This is a genomic window from Amycolatopsis regifaucium (assembly GCF_001613935.1).
GTDB lineage: Bacteria > Actinomycetota > Actinomycetes > Mycobacteriales > Pseudonocardiaceae > Amycolatopsis > Amycolatopsis regifaucium.
This window is the reverse complement of the sequence record NZ_LQCI01000052.1, coordinates 143,040-168,699: the sequence shown is the minus strand read 5'-3', so window position 1 is coordinate 168,699 and position 25,660 is coordinate 143,040. Positions and strand designations below refer to the sequence as shown.

19 protein-coding genes and 3 pseudogenes are annotated in these 25,660 nt (G+C 69.5%); 18 read left to right on the top strand and 4 right to left on the bottom strand.

Annotated features, from left to right (window positions below):
* Nucleotides 1-14: 14 nt before the first annotated feature.
* From AVL48_RS36330 to AVL48_RS36310, 5 genes are read left to right on the top strand one after another with little or no spacing between them, the layout of a single operon-like run.
* Nucleotides 15-3,056, top strand: coding sequence for a non-ribosomal peptide synthetase (locus AVL48_RS36330; RefSeq protein WP_061980985.1), 3,042 nt, complete (start codon nt 15-17; stop codon nt 3,054-3,056).
* Complete coding sequence (locus tag AVL48_RS36325) at nt 3,053-8,485, top strand: non-ribosomal peptide synthetase/MFS transporter (RefSeq protein ID WP_061980986.1); 5,433 nt, start codon at nt 3,053-3,055, stop codon at nt 8,483-8,485. The genes AVL48_RS36330 and AVL48_RS36325 overlap by 4 nt, the downstream gene beginning before the upstream one ends.
* Nucleotides 8,482-9,753: an ATP-grasp domain-containing protein gene (locus AVL48_RS36320; protein WP_061980987.1), complete on the top strand. Its 1,272-nt coding sequence runs from the start codon at nt 8,482-8,484 to the stop codon at nt 9,751-9,753. The genes AVL48_RS36325 and AVL48_RS36320 overlap by 4 nt, the downstream gene beginning before the upstream one ends.
* Nucleotides 9,750-11,027, top strand: a complete 1,278-nt coding sequence (locus AVL48_RS36315) for an ATP-grasp domain-containing protein (RefSeq protein ID WP_061980988.1) — start codon at nt 9,750-9,752, stop codon at nt 11,025-11,027. Before AVL48_RS36320 ends, AVL48_RS36315 begins: the two co-directional genes overlap by 4 nt.
* Nucleotides 11,024-11,965: a TauD/TfdA family dioxygenase gene (locus tag AVL48_RS36310; protein WP_061980989.1), complete on the top strand. Its 942-nt coding sequence runs from the start codon at nt 11,024-11,026 to the stop codon at nt 11,963-11,965. Before AVL48_RS36315 ends, AVL48_RS36310 begins: the two co-directional genes overlap by 4 nt.
* A gap of 365 nt (nt 11,966-12,330) precedes the next feature.
* Here AVL48_RS36310 and AVL48_RS36305 read toward each other — a convergent pair whose 3' ends face one another.
* Nucleotides 12,331-12,753 carry a hypothetical protein gene (locus tag AVL48_RS36305; RefSeq protein WP_143104696.1) on the bottom strand — a complete coding sequence of 141 codons (423 nt, stop codon included), beginning with the start codon at nt 12,751-12,753 and terminating at the stop codon, nt 12,331-12,333.
* 308 nt (nt 12,754-13,061) lie between these two features.
* On the opposite strand from AVL48_RS36305, the pseudogene AVL48_RS36300 reads away from it, so the two are divergent.
* The 10 genes and pseudogenes from AVL48_RS36300 to AVL48_RS36265 all read left to right on the top strand — a co-directional run bounded on the left by AVL48_RS36300 (nt 13,062) and on the right by AVL48_RS36265 (nt 19,490).
* Nucleotides 13,062-13,457: pseudogene (locus AVL48_RS36300) on the top strand (winged helix-turn-helix transcriptional regulator).
* 49 nt (nt 13,458-13,506) lie between these two features.
* Nucleotides 13,507-14,007: a TetR/AcrR family transcriptional regulator gene (locus AVL48_RS36295; protein WP_061981145.1), complete on the top strand. Its 501-nt coding sequence runs from the start codon at nt 13,507-13,509 to the stop codon at nt 14,005-14,007.
* A gap of 14 nt (nt 14,008-14,021) precedes the next feature.
* A complete protein-coding gene (locus AVL48_RS36290; protein WP_061980991.1) occupies nt 14,022-14,372 on the top strand; it encodes a hypothetical protein in 351 nt (116 codons plus the stop codon).
* Nucleotides 14,373-14,577: 205 nt separating this feature from the next.
* Nucleotides 14,578-15,048 (top strand): annotated as a pseudogene (locus AVL48_RS40455) (ABC transporter permease); the annotation flags it as partial.
* A 132-nt stretch (nt 15,049-15,180) separates the two neighbouring features.
* Nucleotides 15,181-15,975: pseudogene (locus tag AVL48_RS40450) on the top strand (ABC transporter ATP-binding protein); the annotation flags it as partial.
* Between the two features lie 60 nt (nt 15,976-16,035).
* On the top strand, nt 16,036-16,941 hold the full coding sequence (locus AVL48_RS40445) for an ABC transporter permease (protein WP_341865672.1): 906 nt from the start codon (nt 16,036-16,038) through the stop codon (nt 16,939-16,941).
* A 27-nt stretch (nt 16,942-16,968) separates the two neighbouring features.
* The gene (locus AVL48_RS36280) at nt 16,969-17,943 is read left to right on the top strand and encodes a glycine betaine ABC transporter substrate-binding protein (protein WP_061980992.1); all 975 of its coding nucleotides are present in this window, start codon (nt 16,969-16,971) and stop codon (nt 17,941-17,943) included.
* A 62-nt stretch (nt 17,944-18,005) separates the two neighbouring features.
* On the top strand, nt 18,006-18,794 hold the full coding sequence (locus AVL48_RS36275) for an LLM class flavin-dependent oxidoreductase (protein ID WP_061980993.1): 789 nt from the start codon (nt 18,006-18,008) through the stop codon (nt 18,792-18,794).
* A gap of 50 nt (nt 18,795-18,844) precedes the next feature.
* Nucleotides 18,845-19,198: a DUF3253 domain-containing protein gene (locus tag AVL48_RS36270; RefSeq protein ID WP_082857887.1), complete on the top strand. Its 354-nt coding sequence runs from the start codon at nt 18,845-18,847 to the stop codon at nt 19,196-19,198.
* Complete coding sequence (locus tag AVL48_RS36265; RefSeq protein WP_061980994.1) at nt 19,191-19,490, top strand: hypothetical protein; 300 nt, start codon at nt 19,191-19,193, stop codon at nt 19,488-19,490. Before AVL48_RS36270 ends, AVL48_RS36265 begins: the two co-directional genes overlap by 8 nt.
* A 97-nt stretch (nt 19,491-19,587) precedes the next feature.
* Here AVL48_RS36265 and AVL48_RS36260 read toward each other — a convergent pair whose 3' ends face one another.
* The gene (locus tag AVL48_RS36260) at nt 19,588-20,733 is read right to left on the bottom strand and encodes a hypothetical protein (protein WP_061980995.1); all 1,146 of its coding nucleotides are present in this window, start codon (nt 20,731-20,733) and stop codon (nt 19,588-19,590) included.
* Nucleotides 20,734-21,420: 687 nt separating this feature from the next.
* On the opposite strand from AVL48_RS36260, the gene AVL48_RS39405 reads away from it, so the two are divergent.
* The 3 genes from AVL48_RS39405 (at nt 21,421) to AVL48_RS36245 (ending at nt 22,813) form a co-directional block, all read left to right on the top strand.
* Nucleotides 21,421-21,588 (top strand): hypothetical protein, encoded by a 168-nt coding sequence (locus tag AVL48_RS39405; RefSeq protein ID WP_156515797.1) that lies wholly within the window; start codon nt 21,421-21,423, stop codon nt 21,586-21,588.
* A gap of 106 nt (nt 21,589-21,694) precedes the next feature.
* Nucleotides 21,695-21,979 carry a hypothetical protein gene (locus tag AVL48_RS36250; RefSeq protein ID WP_061980996.1) on the top strand — a complete coding sequence of 95 codons (285 nt, stop codon included), beginning with the start codon at nt 21,695-21,697 and terminating at the stop codon, nt 21,977-21,979.
* 279 nt (nt 21,980-22,258) lie between these two features.
* Nucleotides 22,259-22,813, top strand: coding sequence for a hemerythrin domain-containing protein (locus tag AVL48_RS36245; RefSeq protein WP_061980997.1), 555 nt, complete (start codon nt 22,259-22,261; stop codon nt 22,811-22,813).
* A gap of 249 nt (nt 22,814-23,062) precedes the next feature.
* Here AVL48_RS36245 and AVL48_RS39400 read toward each other — a convergent pair whose 3' ends face one another.
* Nucleotides 23,063-23,203, bottom strand: a complete 141-nt coding sequence (locus AVL48_RS39400; RefSeq protein WP_156515796.1) for a hypothetical protein — start codon at nt 23,201-23,203, stop codon at nt 23,063-23,065.
* A gap of 78 nt (nt 23,204-23,281) precedes the next feature.
* Nucleotides 23,282-25,654, bottom strand: coding sequence for a SpoIIE family protein phosphatase (locus AVL48_RS36240; protein WP_082857886.1), 2,373 nt, complete (start codon nt 25,652-25,654; stop codon nt 23,282-23,284).
* Between the last annotated feature and the right edge of the window lie 6 nt (nt 25,655-25,660).

The following is a 25,660-nucleotide window of genomic DNA, read 5'->3' as shown; positions in this document are numbered from 1 at the left end:
GAGAACAGGAAATCATGAGCGACACGAAGGAATGGACGTTCCCGGCCTCGTTCGGCCAGGAGCGGATCTGGCTGTCGGGCCAGCTCGACCCGGCGTCCCCGGTGTACAACCTGCACTGCCGCGCCCGGCTGGACCGCCCGCTGACCGCCGAGCAGTGGCGCGCCGCGCTCGGCGTCATCGTCGGACGGCACGAGGCGTTGCGCACGTCGTTCCGCATGGACGGCGGCGCGCTCATGCAGGTGGTGCACGCCGAGGTGCCGATCGAGCCCGAGGTGCACGACCTGCGTGACCTGCCCGCCGACGCCCGTGAAGCCCGGCTCGCCGAACTCGCCGGTGGTGTGTCGCGCGAGGCCATCCCGCTCGACTCGCCGCCGCCGTGGCGGGCACAGGTGTGCCGGATGGCCGACGACGAGTGGGTGCTCACGTTCGTCGTGCACCACACCGTGTTCGACGCCGGCTCGGTGCTGGTGCTGGGCGCCGAGCTGGGTGAGGCGTGCGACGCCGTGTTCGAAGGCCGCGAGCCGAAGCTGCCCGAGCTGGCCATCCAGTACCCGGACTACTCGGCCTGGCAGCGCGGGCAGCTCGAAACGGCCGGCGCGCAGCTGGACTACTGGCGAACGCGGCTCGCCGGTCTCCCGCCGGTGCACGGCCTGCCCACCGACCGGCCGCGTCCGGCGGAGCTGACGTTCGCCGGTGACCAGGTGGACTTCCCCCTCCCGGACGGACTGATCGACCGGGTCGGCGAGCTGGGCCGGGAGCTTTCGGCGTCGCCGTTCATGGTGCTGCTGGCCGGTTACGCGGCACTCCTTTCGCGACTGTCCCGAGTGGACGACGTCGTCGTCGGCGTTCCGGTCGCCGGTCGCGACCTGCCCGAGCTGGCCGACCTCATCGGCATGTTCGTCAACCAGATGGCCGTCCGCGTCGACTGCTCGGGCGCGCCCGCCTTCACCGAGCTGGTCGGCCGGGTCCGAACCACGCTGCTGGAGGCGATCGACCACAGCCAGGTGCCGTTCCAGGCGGTCGCGGAGGCGGTCGGGGCCGAGCGGGACCCCGGCGTGCAGACGCTGTATCAGCTCGGGTTCAACTTCCTGCCCGATTCGGGGCTGGAGCCGATCCGCTCGGCCACCGCGAAGGACGACATCGCGATCGACCTGACCGCCGTGGACGGCAGGCTCGTCTACCGTACCGACCTGTTCGACCGCGAGACCGCCGAAGCGATGGCCGAGCGGTATCTGCGGCTGTTGACCGCGGCGCTGGCCGAACCCGCCCGGTCGATCGCTGACCTGCCGTTGCTGTCGGACGTCGAGCGAGAACTGGTCCTGACCGAGTGGAATACGGCAGCCACGGTGTCCACTTCGGACACTATGCCGGTGCATGCCAGGTTCGAGGCCCAGGTCCGGCGGACACCGGACGCGCCCGCCGTCGACTTCGGCGGGATTCGCCTGACGTACGCGGAGTTGAACGCGCGGGCCAACCGGGTCGCACACCGGTTGCGCGAGCTGGGCGCCGGTCCCGGCACCGTTGTCGGCGTATGCGTGCCGAACTCGGCGGATCTGCTGACCGGCGTGCTCGGGGTGCTGAAGAGCGGCGCGGCCTACGTCCCGCTCGACCCGGCCAACCCGGCACCCCGGCAGGCGCTGATCCTCGCCGACGCCGGGGTCCCGTTCGTACTGGTCACCGGGCAGTCCACACTGGACACCAAGACGCTGGCCCTCGACGACCCGGGCGAGTGGTCCGCCGCGGCCACCGAAAACGCCGAACCGGCGGCAGGGCCGGGCGACGTCGCCTACGTGATCTATACGTCGGGCTCGACCGGACGGCCGAAGGGCGTCGAGGTCGAGCACCGGGCCGTCGACACGTACCTGGCGTGGGCGCGTGAGGCGTACCCCGGTCTGGCCGGAAGCGCGTTGCTGCACACGTCGCCGTCGTTCGACCTCACCGTGACGACGCTGCTCGGCACCCTGACCGCCGGGGGCGCGGTGGTCGATGGTGGCCGCCCGACGTTCGTGAAGGCGACCCCGACGCACCTCGCCGTCCTCGCCGAGGAGCTGTTCCCGACGGGTGAGCTGGTGCTCGGTGGCGAAGCCCTGACCGCCGAGGCCGTCCAGCCGTGGCGGGAGCGGCACCCCGGCACACTCGTGGTCAACGAATACGGCCCGACCGAGGCCACGGTCGGCTGCGTCGTCCACCGGATCGAACCAGGGGACCAGCCGGCGTCCGGACCCGTCCCGATCGGCCGTCCGGTGCCCGGCACTCGCGTGTACGTCCTCGACGAGCGGCGGCAGCCGGTGCCGCCGGGCGTCCCCGGTGAGCTGTATGTCACCGGGCCGCAGCTCGCTCGCGGCTACCTCGGGTTGCCGGACCAGACCGCCGGGAAGTTCACCGAGGGCCCCTTCGGCCGGATGTACGCCACGGGCGACCTCGTCCGCCGGCGCCGTGACGGCACGCTCGACTACCTCGGCCGCGTCGACGAGCAGGTGAAGCTGCGCGGCTACCGCATCGAGCCCGGCGAGGTCGAAGCGGCGCTGCGCGAGCTGCCGGAGGTCCGGGACGCGGCCGTGGCGGTGCGCGGAGACACGCTCGTCGGCTATGTCGTCGGCAGCACCGAGCGGGCGGCCGAGGCCCTGCGGAAGACGTTGCCGGACTACCTGGTGCCGACCCGGTTCGTCACGCTCGACGCGCTGCCGATGGCGGCCAGCGGCAAGCTCGACCGGGCCGCGCTGCCGGATCCCGAACCCGGCGAGGCGACGGCCTACGTCGCACCCCGGACCGCCGCCGAAGAACTCGTCGCCGAGGTGCTCGGTGAGCTGCTGGGCGTCGATGACCTCGGCGTGCACGACGACTTCTTCGCCCGTGGCGGCAACTCGCTGCTGGCGATCCGCGCGATGGCCCGGCTCCGCAAGCAGATCGAGGTCGACATCCCGGTGCGGGGGCTGTTCACTCTCACGACCATCGCCGGGCTCGCCGCCGAGATCGAGCGGCGGCTCGAGGCAGACCTCGACCAGCTCAGCGACGAAGAGGTCCAGCGCCAGCTGGCCGAAGGCGAGCACTCATGACCGCGATCGACGAAACCAGCAGCGCGGCCGCGCGCCGCGCCCTGCTCGAACGGCGGTTGCGACGGCGCACGGAGCAGGCCGCGACCATCACGCCGCGCCCTGCCGACGCCGTCGTCCCGCTGTCCTATCAGCAGGAACGCGTCTGGTTCATGGAGCAGTTCGCGCCGGGCACCGGGTCCTACCACATCCCGGTGCCGATCCGGCTGACCGGCACGCTCGACGTCGCCGTGCTCCAGTCCGCTTTGGACGCTTTGCCCGCCCGGCACGAGGCATTGCGGATGCGGTTCCCGGCCGGGGACGACGGACAGCCGACCGTCCACATCGAACCCTCGGTGACGGTCACTTTGTCCATAGTGGACGCCGGAAGCGAGGAAGCGGCACGCGCCGCCGTCGACGCCGCCGCGGCCGAGACGTTCGACCTGGCCGCCGGCCCGCTGCTGCGGGCGACGCTGGCCAGGGTGTCCGACGAGGAGCACCTGCTGGTCCTGTGCACGCACCACATCGTGGGTGACGGCTGGTCGGTCGACCTGCTGCTGCGTGACCTCGCCGCGCAGTACCACGCCCTGAGCACCGGTGGCACGGCCGAGTTGCCCGCGCTGAGCATCGGGTACGGCGACTTCGCGCATTGGCAGCGCCGCACACTCACCGGTGGCGAACTGGACCGGCAGCTGGAGCACTGGCGGGCGCAGCTCACCGGGGTCGAGCCCCTGGAACTGCCCACCGACCGGCCGCGGCCCGCCAAGCAGAGCTTCGACGGCGCGATCCACGAATTCTTCGTCGAACGCGACCTCGCCCGTGCCCTCGGCGAGCTGAGCCGCGGGCACGGCGTCACGCTCTTCATGACCTTGCTGGCCGCTTACCAGGTACTGCTTTCGCGGTACTCGGGCCAGGAGGACTTCGCGATCGGCTCGTCGTCGGCCGGACGGGGCCTGCCCGAGCTGGAGGGCGTGGCTGGCATGTTCATCAACATGCTGCCCCTGCGTGCCCAGCTGGCGGGCGACCCGACGTTCGCCGAACTGCTCGACCGCACCCGGCGGCACGTGCTGGACGCGTTCGAGCACGCCGACGTCCCGTTCGAGCGGCTGGTGAACGCGCTCGGCGTGCCCCGCGACGTCAGCCGCTCGCCGGTGTTCCAGGCGATGTTCGTGCTGCAGAACTACGAGATGGGGCGGATGGGCGCGGCCGGAGAGTCCGCTGTGGACTTCCGCTGGCTGCCGATGGACCTGCCCGCGACCCGGTTCGACTTCGAGTTCCACGCGATCGAGGTCGAAGGCGGGCTGATCGGCAAGTTCGTGCACAACACGGCGTTGTTCACCGCGGAAACGGTCGCCGGGATGGCCGAGCGGCTGGTCACCTTGCTGCGCTCGATCGTCGCCGATCCGGAGCGGCGACTGTCCGAACTGGACCTCCTCGACGCCGGGCAACGCGAACTCGTCCTGGAGCGCTGGAACGCCACGACGGCCGAGTTCCCGCAGACCACGCTGCACGCGCTCGTCGAGGAGCAGGCCGCCCGGACGCCGGACGCGCCCGCGGTGACCTTCCGCGGCGCGTCGCTGACCTACCGCGAACTGGACGAGCGGGCCAACCGGCTCGCGCACCGGCTGCGTGGCCTCGGCGTCGGGCCCGGTGTGCTCACCGGCGTGTTCGCGGAGCGATCGTTCGAGTTGGTCGTCGCGCTCCTCGGCGTGCTGAAAGCCGGTGGTGCCTACGTCCCGCTCGACCCGGAGTACCCGGCCGACCGGCTGGCGTTCATGCTGCGGGACGCGGCCGCGCCCGTCGTGCTGACGCAGGCGGCGTTGCGCGAAACGCTGCCACCGGGGGATGCGACCGTCGTCGTCCTGGACGACCTCGCCGAGACGGCCGGGCAACCGGGCGCTTCGCCCGAGCCGCTCGCCGGACCGGAAGACCCGGCGTACGTCATCTACACCTCGGGCTCGACCGGTCAGCCGAAGGGCGTGCCCAACGGGCACCGCGGCATCGTCAACCGGCTCGACTGGATGCAGCGCGCGTACCGCCTCGACGGCACCGATTCGGTGCTGCAGAAGACCCCGGCCGGCTTCGACGTGTCGGTCTGGGAGTTCTTCTGGCCGCTGATCACCGGCGCGCGGCTGGTGCTCGCCGAACCCGGCGGCCACAAGGACGCCGCGTACCTGCGTGAGCTGCTCGCGTCCGAGGGCGTCACCACCGCGCACTTCGTACCGTCGATGCTCACGCTTTTCCTTGCCGAGCAAGGCGTCGAGACCTGCACGGCGCTGCGGCGGGTCGTGTGCAGCGGCGAGGAACTGCCCCTCGACGCCGCCCGCGAGTTCACCCGGCGGCTGCCGGACTGCGAGCTGCACAACCTCTACGGGCCGACCGAAGCCGCCATCGACGTCACCGCCTGGCACTGCACGCCTGCCGCGCTCGCCGAGGTCGCGTCGGTGCCGATCGGCGCGCCGATCCAGAACATCCGGATCTACGTCCTCGACCGCGCCGGGCGGCCCTGTCCGGTCGGCGTGCCCGGCGAACTGCACATCGCCGGGGTCGGCCTCGCGCTGGGTTACCACAACCGTCCCGGACTGACAGCCGAGCGGTTCGTGCCCGACCCGTTCCACAGTGGACGGATGTACCGCACCGGCGACCTCGCGCACTGGCGCCCGGACGGGACGATCGCGTTCCTCGGCCGGATCGACCACCAGGTCAAGCTGCGCGGCCTGCGGATCGAACTGGGGGAGATCGAGACGACGTTGCGTGCCCAGCCGGGTGTGCGCGACGCCGCCGTGATCGTCCGCGAGGACACGCCGGGGGACAAGCGGCTGGTCGGGTACGTCGTCGGGGACGCCGAGCCCGGCGCGCTGCGGACGGCGCTCAAGCAGAGCCTCCCGGACTACATGGTCCCGCCGTCGTTCGTCCCGCTCGACGAACTGCCGCTCACCCCGAACGGCAAGCTCGACCGCAAGGCGCTGCCCGCCCCGGTCGCGTCCAGGGACGCGACCAAGGAGCTGGTCGAGCCGTCGACCCCGGCCGAGATCCTGCTGGCCGGGATCTGGCGGGACGTGCTCAAAGTGGACGAACTGGGCATCGACGACGACTTCTTCGACCTCGGTGGCCACTCGATGCTGGCCACCCAGGTGGTGGCGCGGATCGGCAAGGCGGACGCCGGGCAGGTCGGCGTCATGGACCTGTTCCAGCACCGCACGATCCGCGAGCTGGCGTCCTTTATGGAGGGTGACACCACCGACCGGCCGCGGCATCTCCTGTACGAGCTGACCAAGCCGGCGAAGCAGCGGACACTGACCTACGTCTGCTTCCCCTACGGTGGCGGCAGTGCGATCGTCTACCAGCCGCTGGCCGACGCGCTCCCGGAGGGCTACTCGCTCTACTCGGTCGCCATCCCCGGCCACGACGTCGGACTGACCGAAGAGGCTCTGCCCTTCGACGACCTGGTCGAGCGGCTGGCCGACGAGATCCTCGACCGCGTCGACGGCCCGCTGGCCATCTACGGCCACTGCGGGGTCGGCAACGCCCTGGCCGTCGGCGTCGCCCGGCTGCTCGAAGAACGCGGCCGCGAGCTGGAGGTCGTCTACATCGGCGCGATCTTCCCGTTCGCGCGGATGAAAGGCGTGGTGGGCACGCTGCGCACCCGGCTGGAGAAGCTGCGCAGCAACCGGTACTACTCGAACTGGCTCAAGGGGATGGGCGTCGACACCGACGACCTCGACCCGGCGCAGGCCGATCAGATCATCACGAACATGCGCGCCGACAGCCGCGCCGCCGAGGAGTACTTCAGCGGCCTGCTCGATGCCCGCGTGGCCAAGCTGCGCGCGCCGATCGTGTCGGTGGTCGGCTCCGAGGACCCGGTCACCGACTACTACACCGAGCGGTACCGGGAATGGGAGTTCCTCACCGGCACCACCGCGCTCGTGGTGCTCGACCGGGCCGGGCATTTCTTCCTGCGCTACCGGGCCGACGAACTCGCGGAGATCGTCACCCGCGTGCACCCGGCGCTGGACGATCCCGGTGAACTCGATGTCCGGGCGCGCGGCGACGACGCGGCCTGGGCGGTGCACGAGACCCATCGAGCGGAAGTCGACGACAAACCCGCGGTGCGGCCGAGCATGGCCCGGTTCCTCACGATCACGGTCGGGCAACTGGTGTCCTCGACCGGCTCGGCGCTGACGTCGTTCGCGGTGCCGATCTGGCTCTACACCCGCACGGGCTCGGTCGCCGACCTCGGCCTGCTGTGGGCGCTCGCGCTGCTGTTCGGCGTGCTCGTCCTGCCGGTGGCGGGTGCGCTGGTCGACCGCGGCGACCGGCGACGGATCATGATCGCGGCCAGCGGCGTCGCCGGCGGGATCCAGCTGATCCTGGCGTTGCTGCTGATCACCGGGCACGTGCAGCTGTGGCTGTTCTACCTGTTGATCCCGCTCGGGTCGGTGGCCGCTTCGTTCCAGCGCATCGCTTACCAGTCGTCGGTGGCGCAGCTGGTGCCGAAGCAGTACCTCGGTCACGCGATGGGACTCGCGCAGCTGTCCACCGGGTTCGCCCAGCTGCTGATGCCGGTGCTCGCGGCCGGGCTGCTGGCGGCGATCGAGCTGTCCGGCATCCTGATCCTGGACATGGCGAGCTACGCGTTCGCGATCGTGGGCCTGCTGCTGGTGCGGTTCCCGGATCTGCTGGGCTGGCGCCCGCGTGAACCGCTGCTGACCGCCATCGCGGGCGGCCTGCGGTACTCGTGGAACCACCGCGGCTTCCGCACGATGCTGCTGTACTTCGCGCTGGCGAACGTCTTCCTCGCGCCCGCGCTGGTGCTGGTATCGCCGCTCGTGCTGTCGTTCGGCTCGGTCACCGACGTCGCGCAGGTGGCGCTGGCGGAGGCCGTCGGCGCGGTGGCGGGCGGCATCGGGATGGCACTGTGGGGTGGTCCGCGGCACCGGCGGATGGTCGGCGTGCTGGCGGGCAACATCGGGATCGCGCTCGGCAGCCTGGTGATGGGCCTGCGGCCGTCGCTGATCGTCGTCGCGGCCGGGGTGTTCCTGCTGGCCGCCGCGATGGCCGTGTCACAGGGCATCTACGCGACGCTGGTGCAGGTCAAGGTGCCGCAGCGGTTCCACGGCCGGGTGTTCGCGATCAACCAGACGATCACGTGGTCGACGCTGCCGATCGGGTTCGCCGTGCTGGCGCCGCTGGCCGTCGGCTGGTTCTCGCCGCTGTTGGCGCCGGGCGGTGCGCTGACCGGGTCGGTCGGTGCCGTGCTCGGCACGGGCGAGACCCGGGGTATCGGGCTCGCCTATGTCGTCTTCGCGCTGATCCTGTTGCTGATCAACGTGGGCGGGTTCTCGCTGCGGCTGCTGCGCCGGTTCGACACCGAGGTGCCCGATTCCCTGCCCGACGACCTGGTCGGGGCGCAGGAACGGGAGCGCAAGCTCGCCGGGAAGGAAACCGCATGAGTACGGCAGTGCTGGTCAGGGAGGCCCGCGGGCACTGGATCGGCGAGGTCGCGCCGACACTGCGGGCGGCCGGGCACCGTGTGGTGCTGCTCGCCCCGCCGATGGACGCGGCCGAGCGGGCCGCGCTGGCCGGGGTGGTGGACGACGTCGTCGCGCTCGACGACGTCCACGACCCGGAAGCCGTCGCGGCGAAGGTCCGGGAGATCGACGGCGGCGCGTTGGCCGGGATCTTCACCGGCTCGGACGGCGCCATCGCGAGCACCGCCCTCGCCGCGGAGCTACTCGGGGTGGCGCGCTGCCCGGCGTCGGTGTTCGCCTTGTGCGCGAACAAGTTCGCGGTCCGGGAGACGCTCGCCGCGGCCGGGCTGCCCGGACCCGCGTATGCCTTGATCTCGTCGCCTGCCGAGGCGGCGTCGGTGGCTTCGGCGGTCGGGCTCCCGGCGATCGTCAAGCCGGTCAACGGCGCGGGCAGCAACCTCGTCCGCTCTGTGTCTACTGTGGACGAACTGGCGGCGGCGTACGAACTGCTGGCCGCGCGGCTGCCCGAGTCCGCGGATCCGCGCTACCATCGTCCACTGGGGACATTGGACCCGTCGAAGACGTTCCTCGTCGAAGGATTCCTGTCTGGTCCGGAGTACGCGGTGGACGTGCTGGTCCGCGATGGCGTGGCCGAGCCGGTCGAGATCCTCGACAAGCCCCTGATCGACGAGCGGAAGTTCGAGCTGGCCCTGTCGTGCCCGCCCGCCGGGCTCACCGCCGACCGGGCCGAGCTGGTCACCGCGGCCGCGGTCGCCGCTGTCCGCGCGCTGGGACTCGACAACACCTGCGCCCACGTCGAGCTGATCGACGACGTCGACCGCGGTCCGACGATCGTCGAGGTCAACGCGGGCAGGCCCGCCGGGTCGATCATGCCGCTGCTGGCGAAGCTGCGCACCGGCATCGACGTGTTCGCCGAGCTGGCGGCACTCGCGGTGGGCGCTCCGCCGCCGGTGCGGGAACCCGCGAAACTGCCGATCCCACTGGGCATGCTGATCCTCTACGCGGCCGGTTCGGGCCGGTTGACCGGCATCGGCGGACTCGACGAGATCGCCGAGCTGCCCGAGGTGATCGACGTCGTCACCACCGTCTCGCCGGGACAGGTGCTCACCGACGAACAGGAGATCTACGCGGTCAACCTCGTCGTGGCCGGGTTCGCCGATCACGACGACCTCGCCGCCCTGCACGCGGAGGCGAGCAAACTCGTCCGTCTGGAACTGGAGGACGTGTGAGCACCGCGTTCGTGGTCCGGGAGACCGCCGGACAGTGGATCGCCGACGTCGTGGCCGCCGTGCACGCGACCGGCCTGCGGGCCGAACTGGTCACCCAGCCCCTGGAACCGGCCGAGCAGGCACAGCTCACGGAACTCGTGGACGGTTTCGTCGTTGTCGACGACGTCCGTGACGCCGAAGCCGTCGCCGAGGCCATCCGGGCGCGGGACGCCCGTCCGGCCGGGGTGGTGACCGCCGCCGAAGGGATCATCGCGAAGGTCGCCCGTGCGGCCGAGCTGCTCGGTGTCGCGCGCTGCCCGGCGTCGGTGTTCACCGTGACACACAACAAGTTCGCGGTCCGGCGGACGCTGGCCGCGGCCGGGTTGCCGGGGCCGCGCTGCGCGCTGATCTCGTCGGCTGCCGAGGCGGCGTCGGTGGCTTCGGCGGTCGGGCTCCCGGCGATCGTCAAGCCGGTGAACGGCGCGGCGAGCAATCTGGTACGGACGGTGTCCACTGTGGACGAACTGGCGGCGGCGTACCGGCTGCTGTCCGAGCGGTTGCCGCTGTCGGAGGACGCCAGATACCACCGCTTCATCGGTGGCGGACCGGCGCCGATCGACCCGACGAAGGTGTTCCTCGTGGAAGGCCTGCTGCGCGGGCCGGAGTACGCGGTCGACGTCCTGGTGCGCGACGGTGTCGCGGAGCCGGTGGCCGTGGTGGAGAAGTCGCTGATCGACGAGCGCAAGTTCGAACTGGGCATGGTCTGCCCACCGGTCGACCTGTCCGAAGAGGACAGTCAGCGGCTGTTCTCGGCCGCCACGGCCGCCGTGCTCGCGCTGGGCCTGGACAACACCTGCGCTCATCTGGAGCTGATCGACGACGCCGAGCTGGGCCCGACGATCGTCGAGGTGAACGCGGGCCGCCCCGCGGGGGGCGCCCAGCCGGTGCTGCTGAAGCTGGCGACCGGCATCGACGTCATCGCCGAGGCCGTGTCGCTGGCACTGGGCACGCCACCGCCCGCGCGAGGTGCGGGCCTGCCGGTGCCGGTGGGCTACCTGATCTTCTACGCCGAGGGCTCCGGGCGGCTGGTCCGCGTCGAGGGCACCGACGAGGTCGCCGACCTGCCCGAGGTCCTGGAGGTCGTCACCATCGTGCGCCCGGGGCAGCTGCTCACCGACGACCAGGAGATCTACGCGGTGAACGTGCTCGCCGCGGGGTTCGGCGACACCGAAGACCTCGCCGCGCTGCACGCCGAGGCCGCCAAGCTGATCCGATTCGAACTGGAGGAGTCATGACCGAACTCGCGGCGAACCTCGACAGCGCCCACGACGTGGAGGGCAACGAACACACGAAGATCACCACGTACGCGGCCACGGGCCTGGACTGGGTGCGCGCGCACCGCGAAGTCCTGCAGGACCGGCTGCGCGAGCACGGCGCGATCCTGCTGCGCGGGATGCCCGCCGACCTGACACTGTTCAACGAAGTCACCGAGGAGATCGGCGGCTCGCTGCTGACCTACACGGAACGATCGACACCGCGGTCGGCGGTTTCGGGCAACATCTACACCTCGACGGAGTACCCGCCTGCCGAGTCGATCCCGATGCACAACGAGAACTCGTACTCGGCGCACTGGCCGGACCGTTTGTTCTTCCTGTGCGACACGGCGGCCGAAACCGGCGGCGCCACACCGATCGCCGACAGCCGCGCGATGTACCGCCTGCTGCCGGCCGACCTGCGCGAGCGGTTCGCGGGCGGCGTCACCTACACGCGGGCATTCCGTGAGGGCCTCGGGCTGACCTGGCAGGAGGCGTTCCAGACCGGCGACCGCCAGGTGGTCGAGGACTACTGCACCGGCAACGGGCAGACCTACGAATGGACCGACGAGGGCCTGCGCACCCGGCACGTGCGGCCGTCTTTCGTCGAGGAACCGCACACCCGCGCGACGGTGTGGTTCAACCAAGCCAACCTGTTCCACGTGTCGAGCCTGGGGGAGGAGGTCAGCGAGGCGCTGCTGGAGCTGTACCCCGAGGAAGACCTGCCCCGCAACGCGTACTTCGCCGACGGCTCGCCGATCCCGCGGGCGGACCTGGCCACGATCAAGGCGACCTACGACGAGGTCAGCTACGCGTTCCCGTGGCAGCCGGGCGACATCATGGTGATCAACAACATGCTGATGGCCCACGGACGCGAGCCGTTCACGGGCAAGCGGCGGACCCTGGTCGCGATGACGTGACCCGGGCGTCGCCGGGGCCGAGTGTCAACGACCTGCGCCTGCTCGAATGTCCACAAGAACACGATTCGACATCGCGGTGCCCGCTTTGGGTCTGCCCGGTTTCGACAGGGGTCGTGAGTGCCAAGTGGGGTTCTAACCCTAATCAGCACTCACGACCCCGCTCAAAACCGCACACGAAGGCATGAATCGGACACAGAGTTGCCTAACAATGTCCCTTGTGGACAGTCAAGGACGCGCCGCGTCTCACCGGGGACTGCAACCAAGTAGCGAAGGCCTCGTTCACTACCTTCAGGGTAAGCAAGGGGACCTTCACGGCAAGGAGCCGATCACGTCAAAGTTGACTTACCCCTCACTGGAAACAAGGCTCACGCGGGACTCCAGCGGGTGCAGAACCACACGTTCGATTTCTGGCAGACGCGGAAAGAGACGATCGGATTGGACGATGACCCCGAAATGACGGCACTGCAGCCCTTGTCGCTGCCATTCGCGTCATCCACGTGCCCCGGCGTGCCGTTGCGGAGCGTGAATTCGGTGCGGACGCCGATGCCGTCGCTGTAGGTGTCGCATGAGTAGGCGCGGGTGTGGTTGTTGGTGACGCCTCCATAGCCGCATTGCGATGCCAGCTGGGGGAAAACCCCGCAATGGTTCACAGGCACTGACGCGTCGTGTGCGGAAGCCGCCGGTGCCGTGAGCACGGTGCCGCCGCAAGCCGCGGCCACCATGGCCGCCCCCACGAATACCTTGCGGAATTTCACCGCGCCGCTCATTTTCGACTTCGATTTCTGCATCATCACTCCTTGCGCTGGTCATGTTTTCGATATGACGGTCTCGAAGCTGAACATCGAAAGCCTCGGGTGGCCGGTCGCTTTCGGATTTCATCGGACACCAAATGCCGGTCCGCCCCGGCTTGGCGGTCCCCAGATGACGTCGTCGCTCCGGTGTGCACCGGACCGGGCCCGTCTGTGACATATCGTCTGTGAATGTCACTTCAGCTTGGCAGGGTAGATCCACTTCGTCAAGGGCCGGATACCCATGAGCGGGATCGGCGACGACCGCGGGCAGCGGATCCCGCCGCTCAACCGACCTGGTGCTCCAGGTGACCTCCCGGGCGGCCCGAGGCGTGCGCGGCGATCTCTTCGACCCGCAGTGCCCCACTCGACGATTACTGGACCGCATCGGTACGAAGTGGACTTCGATGGTGGTCAAGGTGCTCGGCGAAGCCGGACGCGAGGAGATTCGCTTCGCCGATCTACAACGCCGTATCCCCGGTGGTTCCCAGAAGACGTTGTCGTGACCCCGCCGAACCTGACCCGTGACGGCCTGGTCTCGCGGCGGGTCGAACCCACGGTGCCACCCAAGGTCCACTATCGACTCACCGATCTGGGCCGCTCTCGAAGCGCCCCTCGCCGCCCTTCGCGACTGGGCGGAGACGCACATGGCGGCCATCGACCTGGCCAACGCGGCCAGTGAGCACGCCAAGCCGGACCATTAAGGAACGGTCGTTCTTGACTGAACGTTCCTTAATGGTCTACGGTCGTGTCATGGGCAGGCCAAGGGCGTTCGACGAAGAGAAGGCGGTGCGCGCCGCCGTGGGATTGTTCGGTGGCCGCGCGTACGACGGGGTGTCCATCGACGACCTCGTCACTCACCTCGGCGTGCACCGCAACAGCCTTTACAAGACGTTCGGCAGCAAGCGCGGCCTCTACCTGGTCGCACTGCGCCGCCATTTCGCCGACGATGTCCGCCCCTTGGCCGAAGCACTCGCCGCGGCGACGGATGCCGCGACCGCGCTGCGGCTGGTCACGTCGGCCGACCTCGGTCTGCTGCTGCTCGCGGCGGTCGAGCGGGCACCGGTCGACGAGGAGGTCGCCGCCGAGGTGGCCGCCGCGTTGGCCTCCGTCGACCAGGCGATCGCCGACGCGCTCGGCATTCCCCCCGCCCTGGCCGCCGCCCTCACATCCGCCGCACTGGGCATCCTCCTGCGCGGTGACCCCGACGGCGTCGGCACCGCGCTGACCCGGCGGCTCGATCCTCTTGACTGAAAAGGAAAACCGACATGGCACTGGTCCACATCGACGGCAACGACCTCGTCGTCGTGATCGAGGGGCTCGACAAGCTCTGGGCCTTCAAGAGCAGTCTGACCATCCCGCTGGCCAACGTCCGCGGCGCGACCGAGGACCCGGGCATCGCCGCCGATCCCAAGGGAATCCGAGCGCCGGGTGCCCACTTGCCCGGTGTGATCACGGCGGGCACGTTCCACCTCGACGGCGAGAAGGTCTTCTGGGACGTCAAGGATCCGTCGAAGGCCGTCGTGATCGAACTCGCCGACGAGCGTTACGCCCGCCTGGTCCTCCAAGTCGACGACCCTCGCACGACCGTCGCGCTGGTCGAGAACGCCCTCCGCTGAACGCAAGCACCGAATCTTTACGTCGAGCTGTGGACAGAAGCGCCGCGGACATGTTGGGCTGAGACGCGGCCGAACCGGGGTGGTCGGCTGTTCGTGCCCTGCGACGTCGAGGAGCGGCGCCCTGAGCCTGTCGGAGTACCTCCGGGAGAATTGGATCGACGTCGTGAACGACGCGATCCTGCACGTGGATCTCACGCTGGTGGCGATGGCACTGGCCGTGCTGGTCGGCATGACGATCGGTCTGCTCACCTACCGGCGTCGGTGGCTCGGCGCGATGGCGACCACGACGACAGCGGCGTTCCTGACCGTCCCGTCGATCGCGCTGCTGGGCATCCTGATCGGCCCGTTCGGGCTGGGGCTGACGAACGTCCTGTTCGCACTCGTGCTCTACGCGCTTTTGCCGATCACGCGCAACACGATCGTCGGGCTGCGTGGCGTCGATCCGGCCGTGGTGGACGCGGCGCGAGGCATGGGATTCGGCCGCGCGCGGCTGCTGTTTCGCGTGCGCCTGCCGCTTGCCTGGCCGGTGATCCTCTCCGGCATCCGGGTCTCGACGCAGATCACGATCGGTATCGCGGCCATCGGCGCGTATGTCAAGGGCCCCGGCCTCGGCAACGAGATCTTCGACGGGCTCGGCCGGTTCGGCTCGGTCAACTCGCTGAACCAGGTGCTCACCGGAACGCTCGGGATCATGGTGCTGGCGCTGCTGTTCGACCTGGCCTTCGTGGTGGTCGGCAAGCTGACCACCCGGCGACGTCCCCGTGCCCGCCGGGCGGCTGCTTCGGCTACGTCCGGGGGAGCGGCCGGAATGGGTGGCGAGACGATCGAGCTGCGGAACGTCTGCCAGCTCTATCCCGGGCGAGCGGTACCGGCGGTCGAAAACCTGACGATGCGCATCCCCGCGGGGGAAATCGTCGTGCTGACCGGTCCGTCGGGATGCGGCAAGACGACGACCATGCGGATGATCAACCGGCTCGTCGAGCCCACCTCGGGCGTCGTCACGATCGGCGGCACCGACGTGTCGGCACTCGACCTCGACGAACATCGGCGCCACACCGGCTACGTCATCCAGCAGGTCGGGCTTTTCCCGCACCTGCGAGTGGACGCCAACATCGGCGTGGTGCCGCGGCTGCTCGGTTGGACTCGGCGACGCATCGCCGACCGTGTGCGCGAGTTGCTCGACGTCGTCGGCTTGACCCGCGAGCACGGCCTCCGCTATCCGCGTGAGCTTTCCGGTGGTCAGCAACAGCGCGCCGGGGTGGCGCGGGCGATGGCCGCGGACCCGCCGGTCATGCTGATGGACGAGCCGTTCGGCTCCACCGACCCGATCACACGCGCCCGGCTGCAGGACGAATTGCTTCGCCTGCAACGGGAAGTGCGCAAGACGATCGTGTTCGTCACGCACGACTTTGACGAGGCGCTGAAGGTCGGCGACCGGATCGCCGTACTGCGGCCGCGGTCGGTGCTCGCTCAGTACGACACGCCCGAGGCGATCCTCGCCGCGCCGGCGGACGACTACGTCGCGAGTTTCATCGGCCCGAAGCGGAACCTGAAACGGCTCGCGCTGATCCGGGTGGGGGACCTGGACCTCCGGCCGGCGGCCGGGCCGGACGGCCTGCCTTCGGTCCGGCTCGACGCCACCCTGCGGGACGTGCTGGACGTGATGGTGCGGACCGGCAGCACCGCGGTCATGGTCACCGGGGACGGCGCCGGGCAACCGCTGGGGGTGTGCGATCTGCCCGGCCTCGTCGCGGCGCTCAGGCCGACCGAAGAGGGGCCCGCGCCCGCGATCCCGGACGCGGAGGAAGCGCCCGGGCCGGGGCCGGGCACCACGGTGCCCGCGCGGCCTCGCCGCCGTCTCGGGTTACTGGTGCGCCCGGTCCTGCTGACCTTTGTCCTGCTGGCGCTCTTCATGATCGTGCGGGCGCACCCGATCGACTCGATCGAACAGCGTTTTCTCAACTCCGGCGAGATCTTCACCGAACTGGGCGCGCACTTGCGGCTCACCCTGATCTCCACGGCGTGCACCATCGCCATCGCCCTCCCGCTCGGCATCCTGCTCACCCGTGCCGGCGCCCGCTGGGCCCGGCCCATCGGCCTGGGACTGGGCAATCTCGGCCAGGCGATCCCGTCGATCGGGCTTGTCGTGCTGCTCGCGCTCTGGATGGGCACGGGTACCGCGACAGCGGTGACGGCACTCGTCGTCTACGCGACCTTGCCGGTGCTGCGCAACACGATCGTCGGGCTCGACGGCGTCGACCCGGCCGTCGTCGACGCCGCGCGAGGCATGGGCATGAGCAAGACGGCCATCCTGTGGCGGATCGAACTACCGCTGGCCGTCCCGGTGATTCTCGCCGGGATCCGGACCGCGCTGGTGCTCACCGTCGCGAGCGCGACGCTCGCGACGTTCATCGACGGCGGCGGTCTCGGCGGCGGGCTGGTCGCCGGCATCGGGCTGTACCGCCCGATCTTGAGCCTGACTTTCGGCATCATCGTCGCCGTCCTGGCGCTCTTCGTCGACTGGCTGGGACTGGTCGCCGAGGAGCTCCTGCACCCGCGCGGCAGTTAGCCCGACCGACTTCGAGGAGGACCAACCATGCGGATGCTTCAGCGCACAACAGCCGCCGCGCTCGCGCTCGTCGCGGCGGCGGCGCTCACGGCCGGCTGCACGATCGGCAAGGACGAGACCGGCGCCCAGGTCGGCGCGGGCTCCATCAAGAAGATCGACGCGCTGAACGGTGCCCAGATCCGCGTCAGCTCCAAGGAGTTCGACGAGCAGCTGCTGCTCGGCCAGATCGCTCTCGTCGCACTGCAAGCGGCCGGGGCGAGCCCGCAGGACAAGACCAACATCACCGGTTCGAGCAACGTCCGCCAAGCGCTCACGAGCGGCGCGGTCGACCTGTATTGGGAATACACCGGCACCGCCTGGATCAGCTACCTCAACCAGACCAAGCCGATCAGCGATGCGCAGGCGCAGTACGACGCGGTCAAACAAGCCGACACCGCCAACGGCGTCACCTGGTGGGCACGCTCGCCCGCCAACGACACCTACGCCCTCGCCGGCAACCCGGCGACACTGGACCGGACCGGCGTCAAGACGCTGTCCGACTACGCGGCCCTGGTGCAGCGGGACCCGGCCGCGGCCTCGACCTGTATGGGGCCGGAATTCAAGAGCCGGGACGACGGTTTCCCCGGGCTGGCGAAGACCTACGGGTTCACCCTGCCCGACCCGCACGTGCACCTGCTCAACGACGCCGTCGTCTACCCGAGCGTCGGCAAGGGAGACCCCTGCGGCTTCGGCTCGGTCGCCTCCACCGACGGACGCGTGGCCGCGCAGAACCTCACCGTGCTCGAAGACGACAAGCACTTCTTCCCGACGTACAACCCCGCGATCACGATCGCCACTCCGCTCGCCCGGAAATATCCCCAGCTGGAGCAGGTCTTCACACCGATCGCCACGAAGCTCGACACGGCGACGCTCACGGATCTGAACAAGAAGGTCAGCGTCGACGGCCTGAAGCCCGCCACCGTCGCCCGCGACTGGCTCAAGTCGGCGGGCTTCATCAGCTGAAGTCCCTGTGGTGAGCTGATCACCCCGCGGCGGAGCGCAGGGGTGGGACTAGCGTGGAGACCATGGCCGAGGTTCGTGTGGGAGTGGTGTTCCGTCCGCAATCGCCGCCGGAGGAGCTGCGGGAGACCGTCGTCGCGGCCGACGCGGCCGGTATCGACCAGTTATGGCTGTGGGAGGACTGCTTTCTCGAAGGTGGTCTCACCAGTGCCGCGGCCGCGCTGGCGTGGAGCGAGCGACTCACCGTCGGGATCGGCCTGATGCCGGTGCCGCTGCGCAACCCGGCCGTCGCCGCCATGGAGATCGCGACGCTGGCACGGATGTTCCCCGGCCGGTTCGTCCCGGCCGCCGGGCACGGGGTGCTCGACTGGATGGGGCAGGTCGGCGCCCGGGTCACGTCACCGATGACATTGCTGCGCGAACACGCCGGCGCCGTCCGGCGGCTGCTGCACGGCGAGACCGTCAGCGTGGCCGGGCGTTATGTGAACCTCGACGCGGTGGCGCTGGACTGGCCGCCGGTGCAGGTCCCGCCCCTCATCATCGGCGGACGGGGGCCGAAGACCGTCGCGCTGGCCGGAGAGGTGGGCGACGGTGTGCTCCTGGACGCCGGGCTCGTCAACCCGGGCTATGTCGCTTCGGAGGCCGCCCGGGTCGCCGAGGCCGCACAGGCCGTGGGCCGACCGGCGCCGCAGGTCATCGTTTTCGCGGAGATCGAACCGGACGTACCCGCCCTCGGCGACCGTGCCCGCGCTCTGATCGACGAACTGGCCGCGGCCGGGGCAACCTCCGTCATCCTGCAAAGCACGTCGCGCCATCCCGACCCGGGCCCGCTCATCGCCGCACTGTCCCGCTGACAGCCGCCCGCTGCCCGGCGGCGGAGGCCGGTCGGTGCGATTCTGGAGGCATGATCGATCGGCCGGGGCCACGGCGAGAACTGGAGCGGATTCGGGAGAGTGCTGGGCCGGGTGCGGCTCATTCCCGGATCGCGCTGGGCGCCGGGCCGCTTCCCGATCGGTTGCGGGCCGCGATCCTGGCCTTGGCTTGCGCACGAGGTGAAGGCAGCAGCACGTGTCCGTCGGACGCGGCCAGGGCGCTGGCGGACGAGTGGCGCCCGCTGTTGCCGCAGGCGCGGGAACTGGCCCGCGAACTCGCGCGAGCCGGTGAGGTGCGGCTGACCCAGAGTGGCCGGTCGCTCGACCCGGATGGACAGTGGGAGGGGCCGATCAGGATCCGCCTGGCGGGGCACGCGCATGGCTGAGCCGGACCGCACGCCCGACGGGCGCTTCATCGTGATCGACGGCCGTCGCTGGCGGGCGACCGATCCGGAGATCCCGGAAGAAGCGGCGACTCGGTTGCGTGGTCTGCTGATGCGGGCTCGCCGGGACGTCGGCGCGGCCCGCCGCGCCCGGGATTCCGAAGCCGAGCGGGAAGCCCGGGCGCGGGTGCACACCGCCAAGGTCGCTTTGGGCGAGCGCGGTACCCCGTGGTGGGAACAGGATTCCGCCGAGCGGCGGCAACGGTGGCAGCGCGGCCTGGACACCTTGAGCTGAGCGCGCCGCCGCCGGTGCTCCGTTGCGAACCACTTGTCGACCCAGTCGTATGTCCGGGGCAGAAGTTCAACCGAGCCGGGCTGGGGCAGGAGGAACGTTATCGGCCGGTTTTCTCTTCCAGAATACGGCGCCGAGCGGCCACCTCGTCGGGGTCGTCCCCGAGGACCAGCAGTTGCAAGGTGCTTTGCCTGATCGGATTGTCCGTGTGGCCGGTGTCATGACCGGCCACGAGGAGCAGGCCACCGGCGGCCAATTCCGGGCGTATCCCGGCGAGCAGGTCGGTGAGTGCGCCGTCGACGGTGAGCTTCACGGACTCGGCGGGGCGGTCGAGGGCGTCGGGGCGGACGGACTGCATCGCCAGCAACGGGATCGACCCGCTGGTGATCCGGAAGTTCAGGTCGAGCACGACCTGACGGCCGTCCTGGGTTCGGGCGCAGTCAAGGCTGCACAGACCCCGGTAGCCGCCATCGGCCGCGCGCTGGGTGATCGCCAGGCATTCGGCGAGCAGTTCGGCAGGGGGAGTGGTGACCGCACCGAACCTGCCGCCGGTATAGACACCGGTCGCGTCGACGCGTTGTTCGGTCACAGCCAGCAGGCGAGCCCGCGCGTCCGCTCCCACGTAGAACTGCAGGCCCCAGTTGCGAAGGATCTGCAGGTACTCCTCGACGACGAACTCGGTGAGCACCTCGGTGAACGCCGGCAGGGTGAGCTGCTCGTGGGCCCGGTGCAGATAGACATCAAGGCTGCCGCCGTGCGCGTCGTTGGTCGCGGCCTTGAGCACCCACGACTTCTCCACCGGTGCCGCCTCCGCGAGTTGCCCGCGGGTCACGACGCTGCGGTGCGCCTGGAAACGTGGATCGACCAACGTGGTGATGCTGGCCTTGTTGTTCAAGTAGCCGACGAGTTGCGCGCTTTTGAGCGCGCGTTCGTCCGGGCACAGCGTGGTCGGCTGCGGATACTCCATCGACATCAGCAAGCCGTCGGACATCGCTTCGGCCACACGCGCGGCGAATTCTCTTTCGGTTCGGAACTCGCGCAGGTCGGTGCCGACGGGCAGGCCGCTGTCACGCAGGTGCGCCAGCAAATCCGGGTCCGTGCCACCCGCGCTGCAGATCACCGGCGTGTCAGCCGCGACAGCGATCGGTCGCGCGGAGACGACGTCGCGGCTGTGGCGGTGCTTGTTCACCGGTTCGGTGGTGGCCAGTTCGGGCCGCGCGCAGACGGCGATGCCGGGACCGTACACGTCGGTGAAAGAGCGAGGAGCGCTGACGGCGTGCGGCAGAACGACTGGGACGCTGATGGAGAGTCTCCTGTGGAGTGAGTCGGACCGGCCAGAGCCGGCTGTGGTGTGCGGCAGAATCGAGAAGAGACGACAGCGTCGGCCAATCGACAGCCGCGAGCACCAGCAGCAGGGAGCTTGCCCCGATCGGCACCGTCAACAGCGTCACGCCTGCTGCCTGATCACCATGCTACGTCTTGACTCGGTGTAGTGGCAGGCGCGCGGGCTCGTTCTGGTCGAGCCGGGGCCCCGGTCCGGCGCGAAGCGCGGACCGGGGCCGNNCTGCCGAGGATCGCGAGCACCACACCGGCGACGGCGACGACGGCACCGATGGTGGTCAGCACGGGAATGTCGACGATCAGGCCGATCACGAGAATGATGACTCCGAGCACGATCATGGTTACTCACTTTCTGAAGCGGCGGGAGGAATCCGCCGCGACGATGGGGACTGGTGCTCGTACTGCCCCCTCCGGCGTCGCGTCAAACACCGCTGTCCCGGTTTCGCTTCCATGTTGGGAAGTTTTGCCTTCTCCGTCGGCACAGGTGTGCCGCATCACAGAGGTTTAGGGCGACCGTTCGCGGGTAAAGGGTCTGAGTCGTCGTGAGCAGCCCCGGAGGACAAAAGCAGTGTGGTTTCGCAGGAAAGCAGTGGTGCCCGTCGGTGACGTCGAGCGGGCGATGGCCGTTCTGGTCGCTCGAGGTGTCAGCCGTGAGCGGGCCGGCGGCGAACTGAGGGAGATGGCACGCCGTCGGCACATCTCGCTGGCACGCTGTGCGGCCTTGGTGGCGTCGACCGGCCGAGTACCGCGGTCGGCGTGATTTCGGCCCGAGAGAAGCGAATGCGCCGAAACACCGCAGGCCGGTACCGAGGCGGTGAAACCGCAAGCCGAAGATCGGGGAGGCGTCGGCTGTTAGGGTCCGGGCCATGCGGATGTGGTGGTGTGCCCTGGTCGTGAGCGCGGGTGTGCTGGTCGGCGCGTGCACCGGGGGCGGGTCCGGGAATGGCCAGGTGGTGCCCCCGGCGACCCCGCAGGTCCCGAAGACGGTGGCGACCGGCCCCCTGAAGACGCCGACGTCGTCACCCTCGGAAACCCCGGTGACCACTACGACCCAGCTGACGCCGGAGACGACGCGGGCCACGACTCATCGCACCACGACGACCGCGAAGCGTCCGACGACCCCGCGCCGCACTGCCACCCGGAGACGCTGACGGATTCGGAGGGCGCGCGAGGACCGCCGAAGGGGCGACCGCGTCGGCGGCCCTCCTTCCTGCACGGAAATTCGGGGGAAGAATCGTCAGCGTCGAGACTCACTCAATCGACTGTGCGCACGCCGGACAGAGCAACGCCAAGGAGACTGGGCCCTGGAGGTCATGGTCAGCAGAGCAGTGGTTTATTCGGTGGCGTTTTGAGCTTCCGTAACGGTGAGAAGTGTCGGCCGCGTGGTGCTTCGTGTTGCCCGGCGGACGTTGTGAGGGAATCATTAGGAGATGACTGCCGTGAAAATCCCGCGCCCTGTCGCTGGTGATGTCGTAGACCTGATTTTGGATGATCACCGGTTGTTCGAGCAACTCCTCCGTGATCTGCGGGACGCCACCGCGGACCGTGGTGCTGCCCGGGCCGCGCTGTCCGCGGCGTTGATCGCGCACGGGGAGGCTGAGGAGAACGAGGTTTACCCGGCGCTGCGACGTAAAGACGCGATCGACAAGCACGAGCAGGAACACAGTGAGGAAGAGCACGCCGAGGGCAATCAGGCACTGCTGGACTTGCTGGAGTGTAAAGGGACCGATACCCAGAAGTTCGACGACGCGGTCGAGAAGCTCGCCGAGACGCTGATGCACCACATCGGCGAGGAGGAACAGACGATTCTCAACCCGGCACGCACCGACGTGAGCGAAAAGGTGCGGCAGGAGCTGGGGACGGCCTGGGCCACACGCCGCAACGCGTTGCTCGACCAGGACTGCGGATCCCTCGACTTCGTCAAGAAGGTCGTGGCCCGGGCCGAGAAAGAGGGCCTGTTGTCGGACGAGGACGAGAAAAGCTAGCCGCGCCTGTGTCGTCATGCTCGGTAAGACGCGGTCCGTCCGTGAAATCCGGGCACCGGCCCGCTCTGTGCTCCAGATTTTCCCGCTCCTGAACAGTTCCTGAGGTTCGTCAACTCAATTCTCGAATGAATTGCCACGAAAAGCCGCCCTGCCTGGACAAACTCGCCAGGCGGGCGGCCTTTCGTCACTGTGGGATCGGGTCCTGCCTCGCTGGAGCCGGCACCGGCGCGGCACGGACCCCGGCTGGTGTCACCAGGCCGTGCTACGGCCCCAGGCGGCTTCCTGCTCCTTGAGGAACTCGTCGTCGGTGAACGGCACCTCTCTACCGCGCGGGCTGAGCCGCAACGCCGCCGCGGCGACGCTGAACCTTGAGTCCCGTGATCGGCGCACCGTTCGCGATCTGCGGAGGAGCACTGATCGGTCCGACAGCGGCCCTCGTGTGGTCAAGGCGTCAATGGCCACACGCGGTCAGGGCACGGAGACGACCTCGATGGCGACGACGCAGGTGTCATCGTCGGTGTCGGCGGTGCTGAAGGTGAGGAGGGCGTCGAGCTGTTGTTCCAGGTTGCCGCTGTGCGTATCGACGAGCTCGACCAGATGCGAGATGGAGTCTTGGACGGGACGGTCGCGGCGTTCGATGAGACCGTCGGTATAGAGAAGCAGGACGTCGCCATCGTCGAGTTGTAGTCGCTCCTCGTCGTACGTCGCGTCGGGGAGTGCGCCGAGAAGTGTTCCCTGGATGAGCGGCAAGGTGGTGGTATGGCCCTGCTGCCGGAGAATGGGCGGCAGGTGCCCGGCGCGTGCCCAGCGCAGTGTCCGGCTGGACGGGTGATAGAGCGCGGCGATCGCCGTGGCGGTCACCTGGTTGGTGAGGTTGTAGGCGACCACATTGAGCCAGGTGAGCAGCTGAGCGGGTCCGGCGCCTGTGGCGGCGAGTCCGCGTAGTGCGTTGCGGAGGTTGACCATGCCGGTGGCCGCCTCGATACCGTGCCCCGCGATGTCGCCGACGCACAGCAGGACCTCGCCACTGGGCAGGGTGACGGCGTCGTACCAGTCGCCCCCGACGAGATTCTCCTTCTCGGCGGGCCGGTAACGGACGGCGGCACGCAACCCTGGTACATCGAGTGGGGCCCGGGCGGGTGGCATGATCGCGTGCTGCAGTTGCAGGGTGAGCCGGTTGTGTTCGATCGCCTGCTGTTCGGTCTCGGCCAATCGGTCGTGAGTGGCCGCGAGCGCGACTTCGGCCCAGTGCTGGGCGGAGACGTCCTGGTAGGCGCCGCGAATGGTGATGAGCTCGTTCCGGCTGTCGACGACCGGCTCGGCGACGACCCGGATGTAGCGGGAGACGCCATCGGATCGCTGGAGCCGGAACGCGGTCGACGCCGAACGTCGATGGTGCAACAGGGTGCGCAGAAATCGGCCGATCGAGTGGGAATCGTCGGGGTGTGCGTAGTCAGCGAGGCGGGCGAGGGGAAGCGGTGCCGCGGTGGGAGGGAGTCCGTAGAGGGAGAACAGCTCCGAATTCCACAGCACCGCACCCGAAACGACGTTCTCCTCGAAACCACCGATCCGGCCGAGTCGTTGGGCGTGCTGCAGCAACATGGTCAGCTTCGCGGCGTCGTCCTGAAGGCGGAGGCCGACCAGGACCGTGTCAGCGATCCGGTTGATGGTGACGTCGGCGAGTACGGGCAACGGAACCTGGTCCACCGAGGTGGTGAGCATCATGTTCCGATCCTGAAACGGCTCGCCCGTGGCGTAGACGCGGTGGATCGTGTCCAGCAGGCCGTTTTCCTCTGCCGTCAACGGATACACCTCGAGCAGCCGCGAGCCGACGATCCGACTCCCCGGACGTCCTGCCGGGTCGGCGAATCGGGAATTGACGTGGTGGATCCGGAAATCGTCGAGCCGGTCGGCCTCGTCGACGCACGGGCACAACAGAAGGGCGGGATCAGGCAACCTGTCCACGAGATCGACCAGCTCGCCGAGCAGCTGCGGGGCGGAGCGGACAGGGGAGCTGACGGCGCTTTCGGTCGAGTTGTCGAGGGTGTGCGCGCACAGCTCGGCCAGTGCCTCCAACTGCCGCCGCAGCCGGTCGGATTCGAGGGCGGGCTTGTCGGGCCAGCAGATTTCGACGACGCCGACGATGCGTCCGCCGGTGCCGGTCGGGATGGTCGCCCGGCCCCCGTCGGCCATGGTGTGCTGCCCGATCGAGGGAAGGCCGGAGTCGCGCAACGCCGGCAACCACACCAGATCGCGTTCGACCAACGCCGAATGCGCGGGTGTCGGCACCCCTGGGGGGACGTAGCACCAGCGGGCCGCCTCCTCGGCGGAGAACCCGGCTGAGCCGGCCAGTGTGAGCGAACCGTCCGGGCCCGCGAGCCAGACCGCGACCGCGGTCGCCCCGAGAGGATGCAGCGCGTGCTCGAGAATCGCTTCGGCGACGCGCTGGGTGTCACCCGTGGCCAGCGCGCCACTTTCGGCCGTCCGGAGCCGTACGGCGACCGAACCTTCGTCTTCGTGGTCGTCCGCGCGAGCCAGGAATTCCGCGGCTACTTCACTGAGCCGATCCTTCGCGGCCTCGCCGACGATGTCGGCGGCGAACTCCAAGCGCGTCATTCCGGCGCGCTCGGCCAGTGCCGCGAGCTGCCGTGCCGCGTCGCCCGGGCCGCACCGCAGGCGCTCCATCAGCACGCCCTTGGCGAGCTCGATCAGGGCGCGGCCGTCGGCGACGGCGTGCGCGTGGTCCACCTCGCCGCGCAGACGGGTGACCGTGGCGGCCAGGCGTGCCACGTTGGGTGCGAGGTCGGCGGAGTGCCCTCGCGCGGTGTCATCGACGGACATGGGGTC

Excerpts from the sequence above, each read along its gene's own strand:
- AVL48_RS36240 (WP_082857886.1), bottom strand. The coding sequence starts at position 25,654 with ATGTCCGTCGATGACACCGCGCGAGGGCACTCCGCCGACCTCGCACCC.
- AVL48_RS36325 (WP_061980986.1), top strand. The coding sequence starts at position 3,053 with ATGACCGCGATCGACGAAACCAGCAGCGCGGCCGCGCGCCGCGCCCTG.
- AVL48_RS36310 (WP_061980989.1), top strand. The coding sequence starts at position 11,024 with ATGACCGAACTCGCGGCGAACCTCGACAGCGCCCACGACGTGGAGGGC.
- AVL48_RS36295 (WP_061981145.1), top strand. The coding sequence starts at position 13,507 with ATGGGCAGGCCAAGGGCGTTCGACGAAGAGAAGGCGGTGCGCGCCGCC.
- AVL48_RS36275 (WP_061980993.1), top strand. The coding sequence starts at position 18,006 with ATGGCCGAGGTTCGTGTGGGAGTGGTGTTCCGTCCGCAATCGCCGCCG.
- AVL48_RS36305 (WP_143104696.1), bottom strand. The coding sequence starts at position 12,753 with ATGCAGAAATCGAAGTCGAAAATGAGCGGCGCGGTGAAATTCCGCAAG.
- AVL48_RS36250 (WP_061980996.1), top strand. The coding sequence starts at position 21,695 with ATGCGGATGTGGTGGTGTGCCCTGGTCGTGAGCGCGGGTGTGCTGGTC.
- AVL48_RS36245 (WP_061980997.1), top strand. The coding sequence starts at position 22,259 with ATGACTGCCGTGAAAATCCCGCGCCCTGTCGCTGGTGATGTCGTAGAC.
- AVL48_RS36320 (WP_061980987.1), top strand. The coding sequence starts at position 8,482 with ATGAGTACGGCAGTGCTGGTCAGGGAGGCCCGCGGGCACTGGATCGGC.
- AVL48_RS36290 (WP_061980991.1), top strand. The coding sequence starts at position 14,022 with ATGGCACTGGTCCACATCGACGGCAACGACCTCGTCGTCGTGATCGAG.
- AVL48_RS36280 (WP_061980992.1), top strand. The coding sequence starts at position 16,969 with ATGCGGATGCTTCAGCGCACAACAGCCGCCGCGCTCGCGCTCGTCGCG.
- AVL48_RS36265 (WP_061980994.1), top strand. The coding sequence starts at position 19,191 with ATGGCTGAGCCGGACCGCACGCCCGACGGGCGCTTCATCGTGATCGAC.
- AVL48_RS40445 (WP_341865672.1), top strand. The coding sequence starts at position 16,036 with ATGGTGCGGACCGGCAGCACCGCGGTCATGGTCACCGGGGACGGCGCC.
- AVL48_RS36270 (WP_082857887.1), top strand. The coding sequence starts at position 18,845 with ATGATCGATCGGCCGGGGCCACGGCGAGAACTGGAGCGGATTCGGGAG.
- AVL48_RS36330 (WP_061980985.1), top strand. The coding sequence starts at position 15 with ATGAGCGACACGAAGGAATGGACGTTCCCGGCCTCGTTCGGCCAGGAG.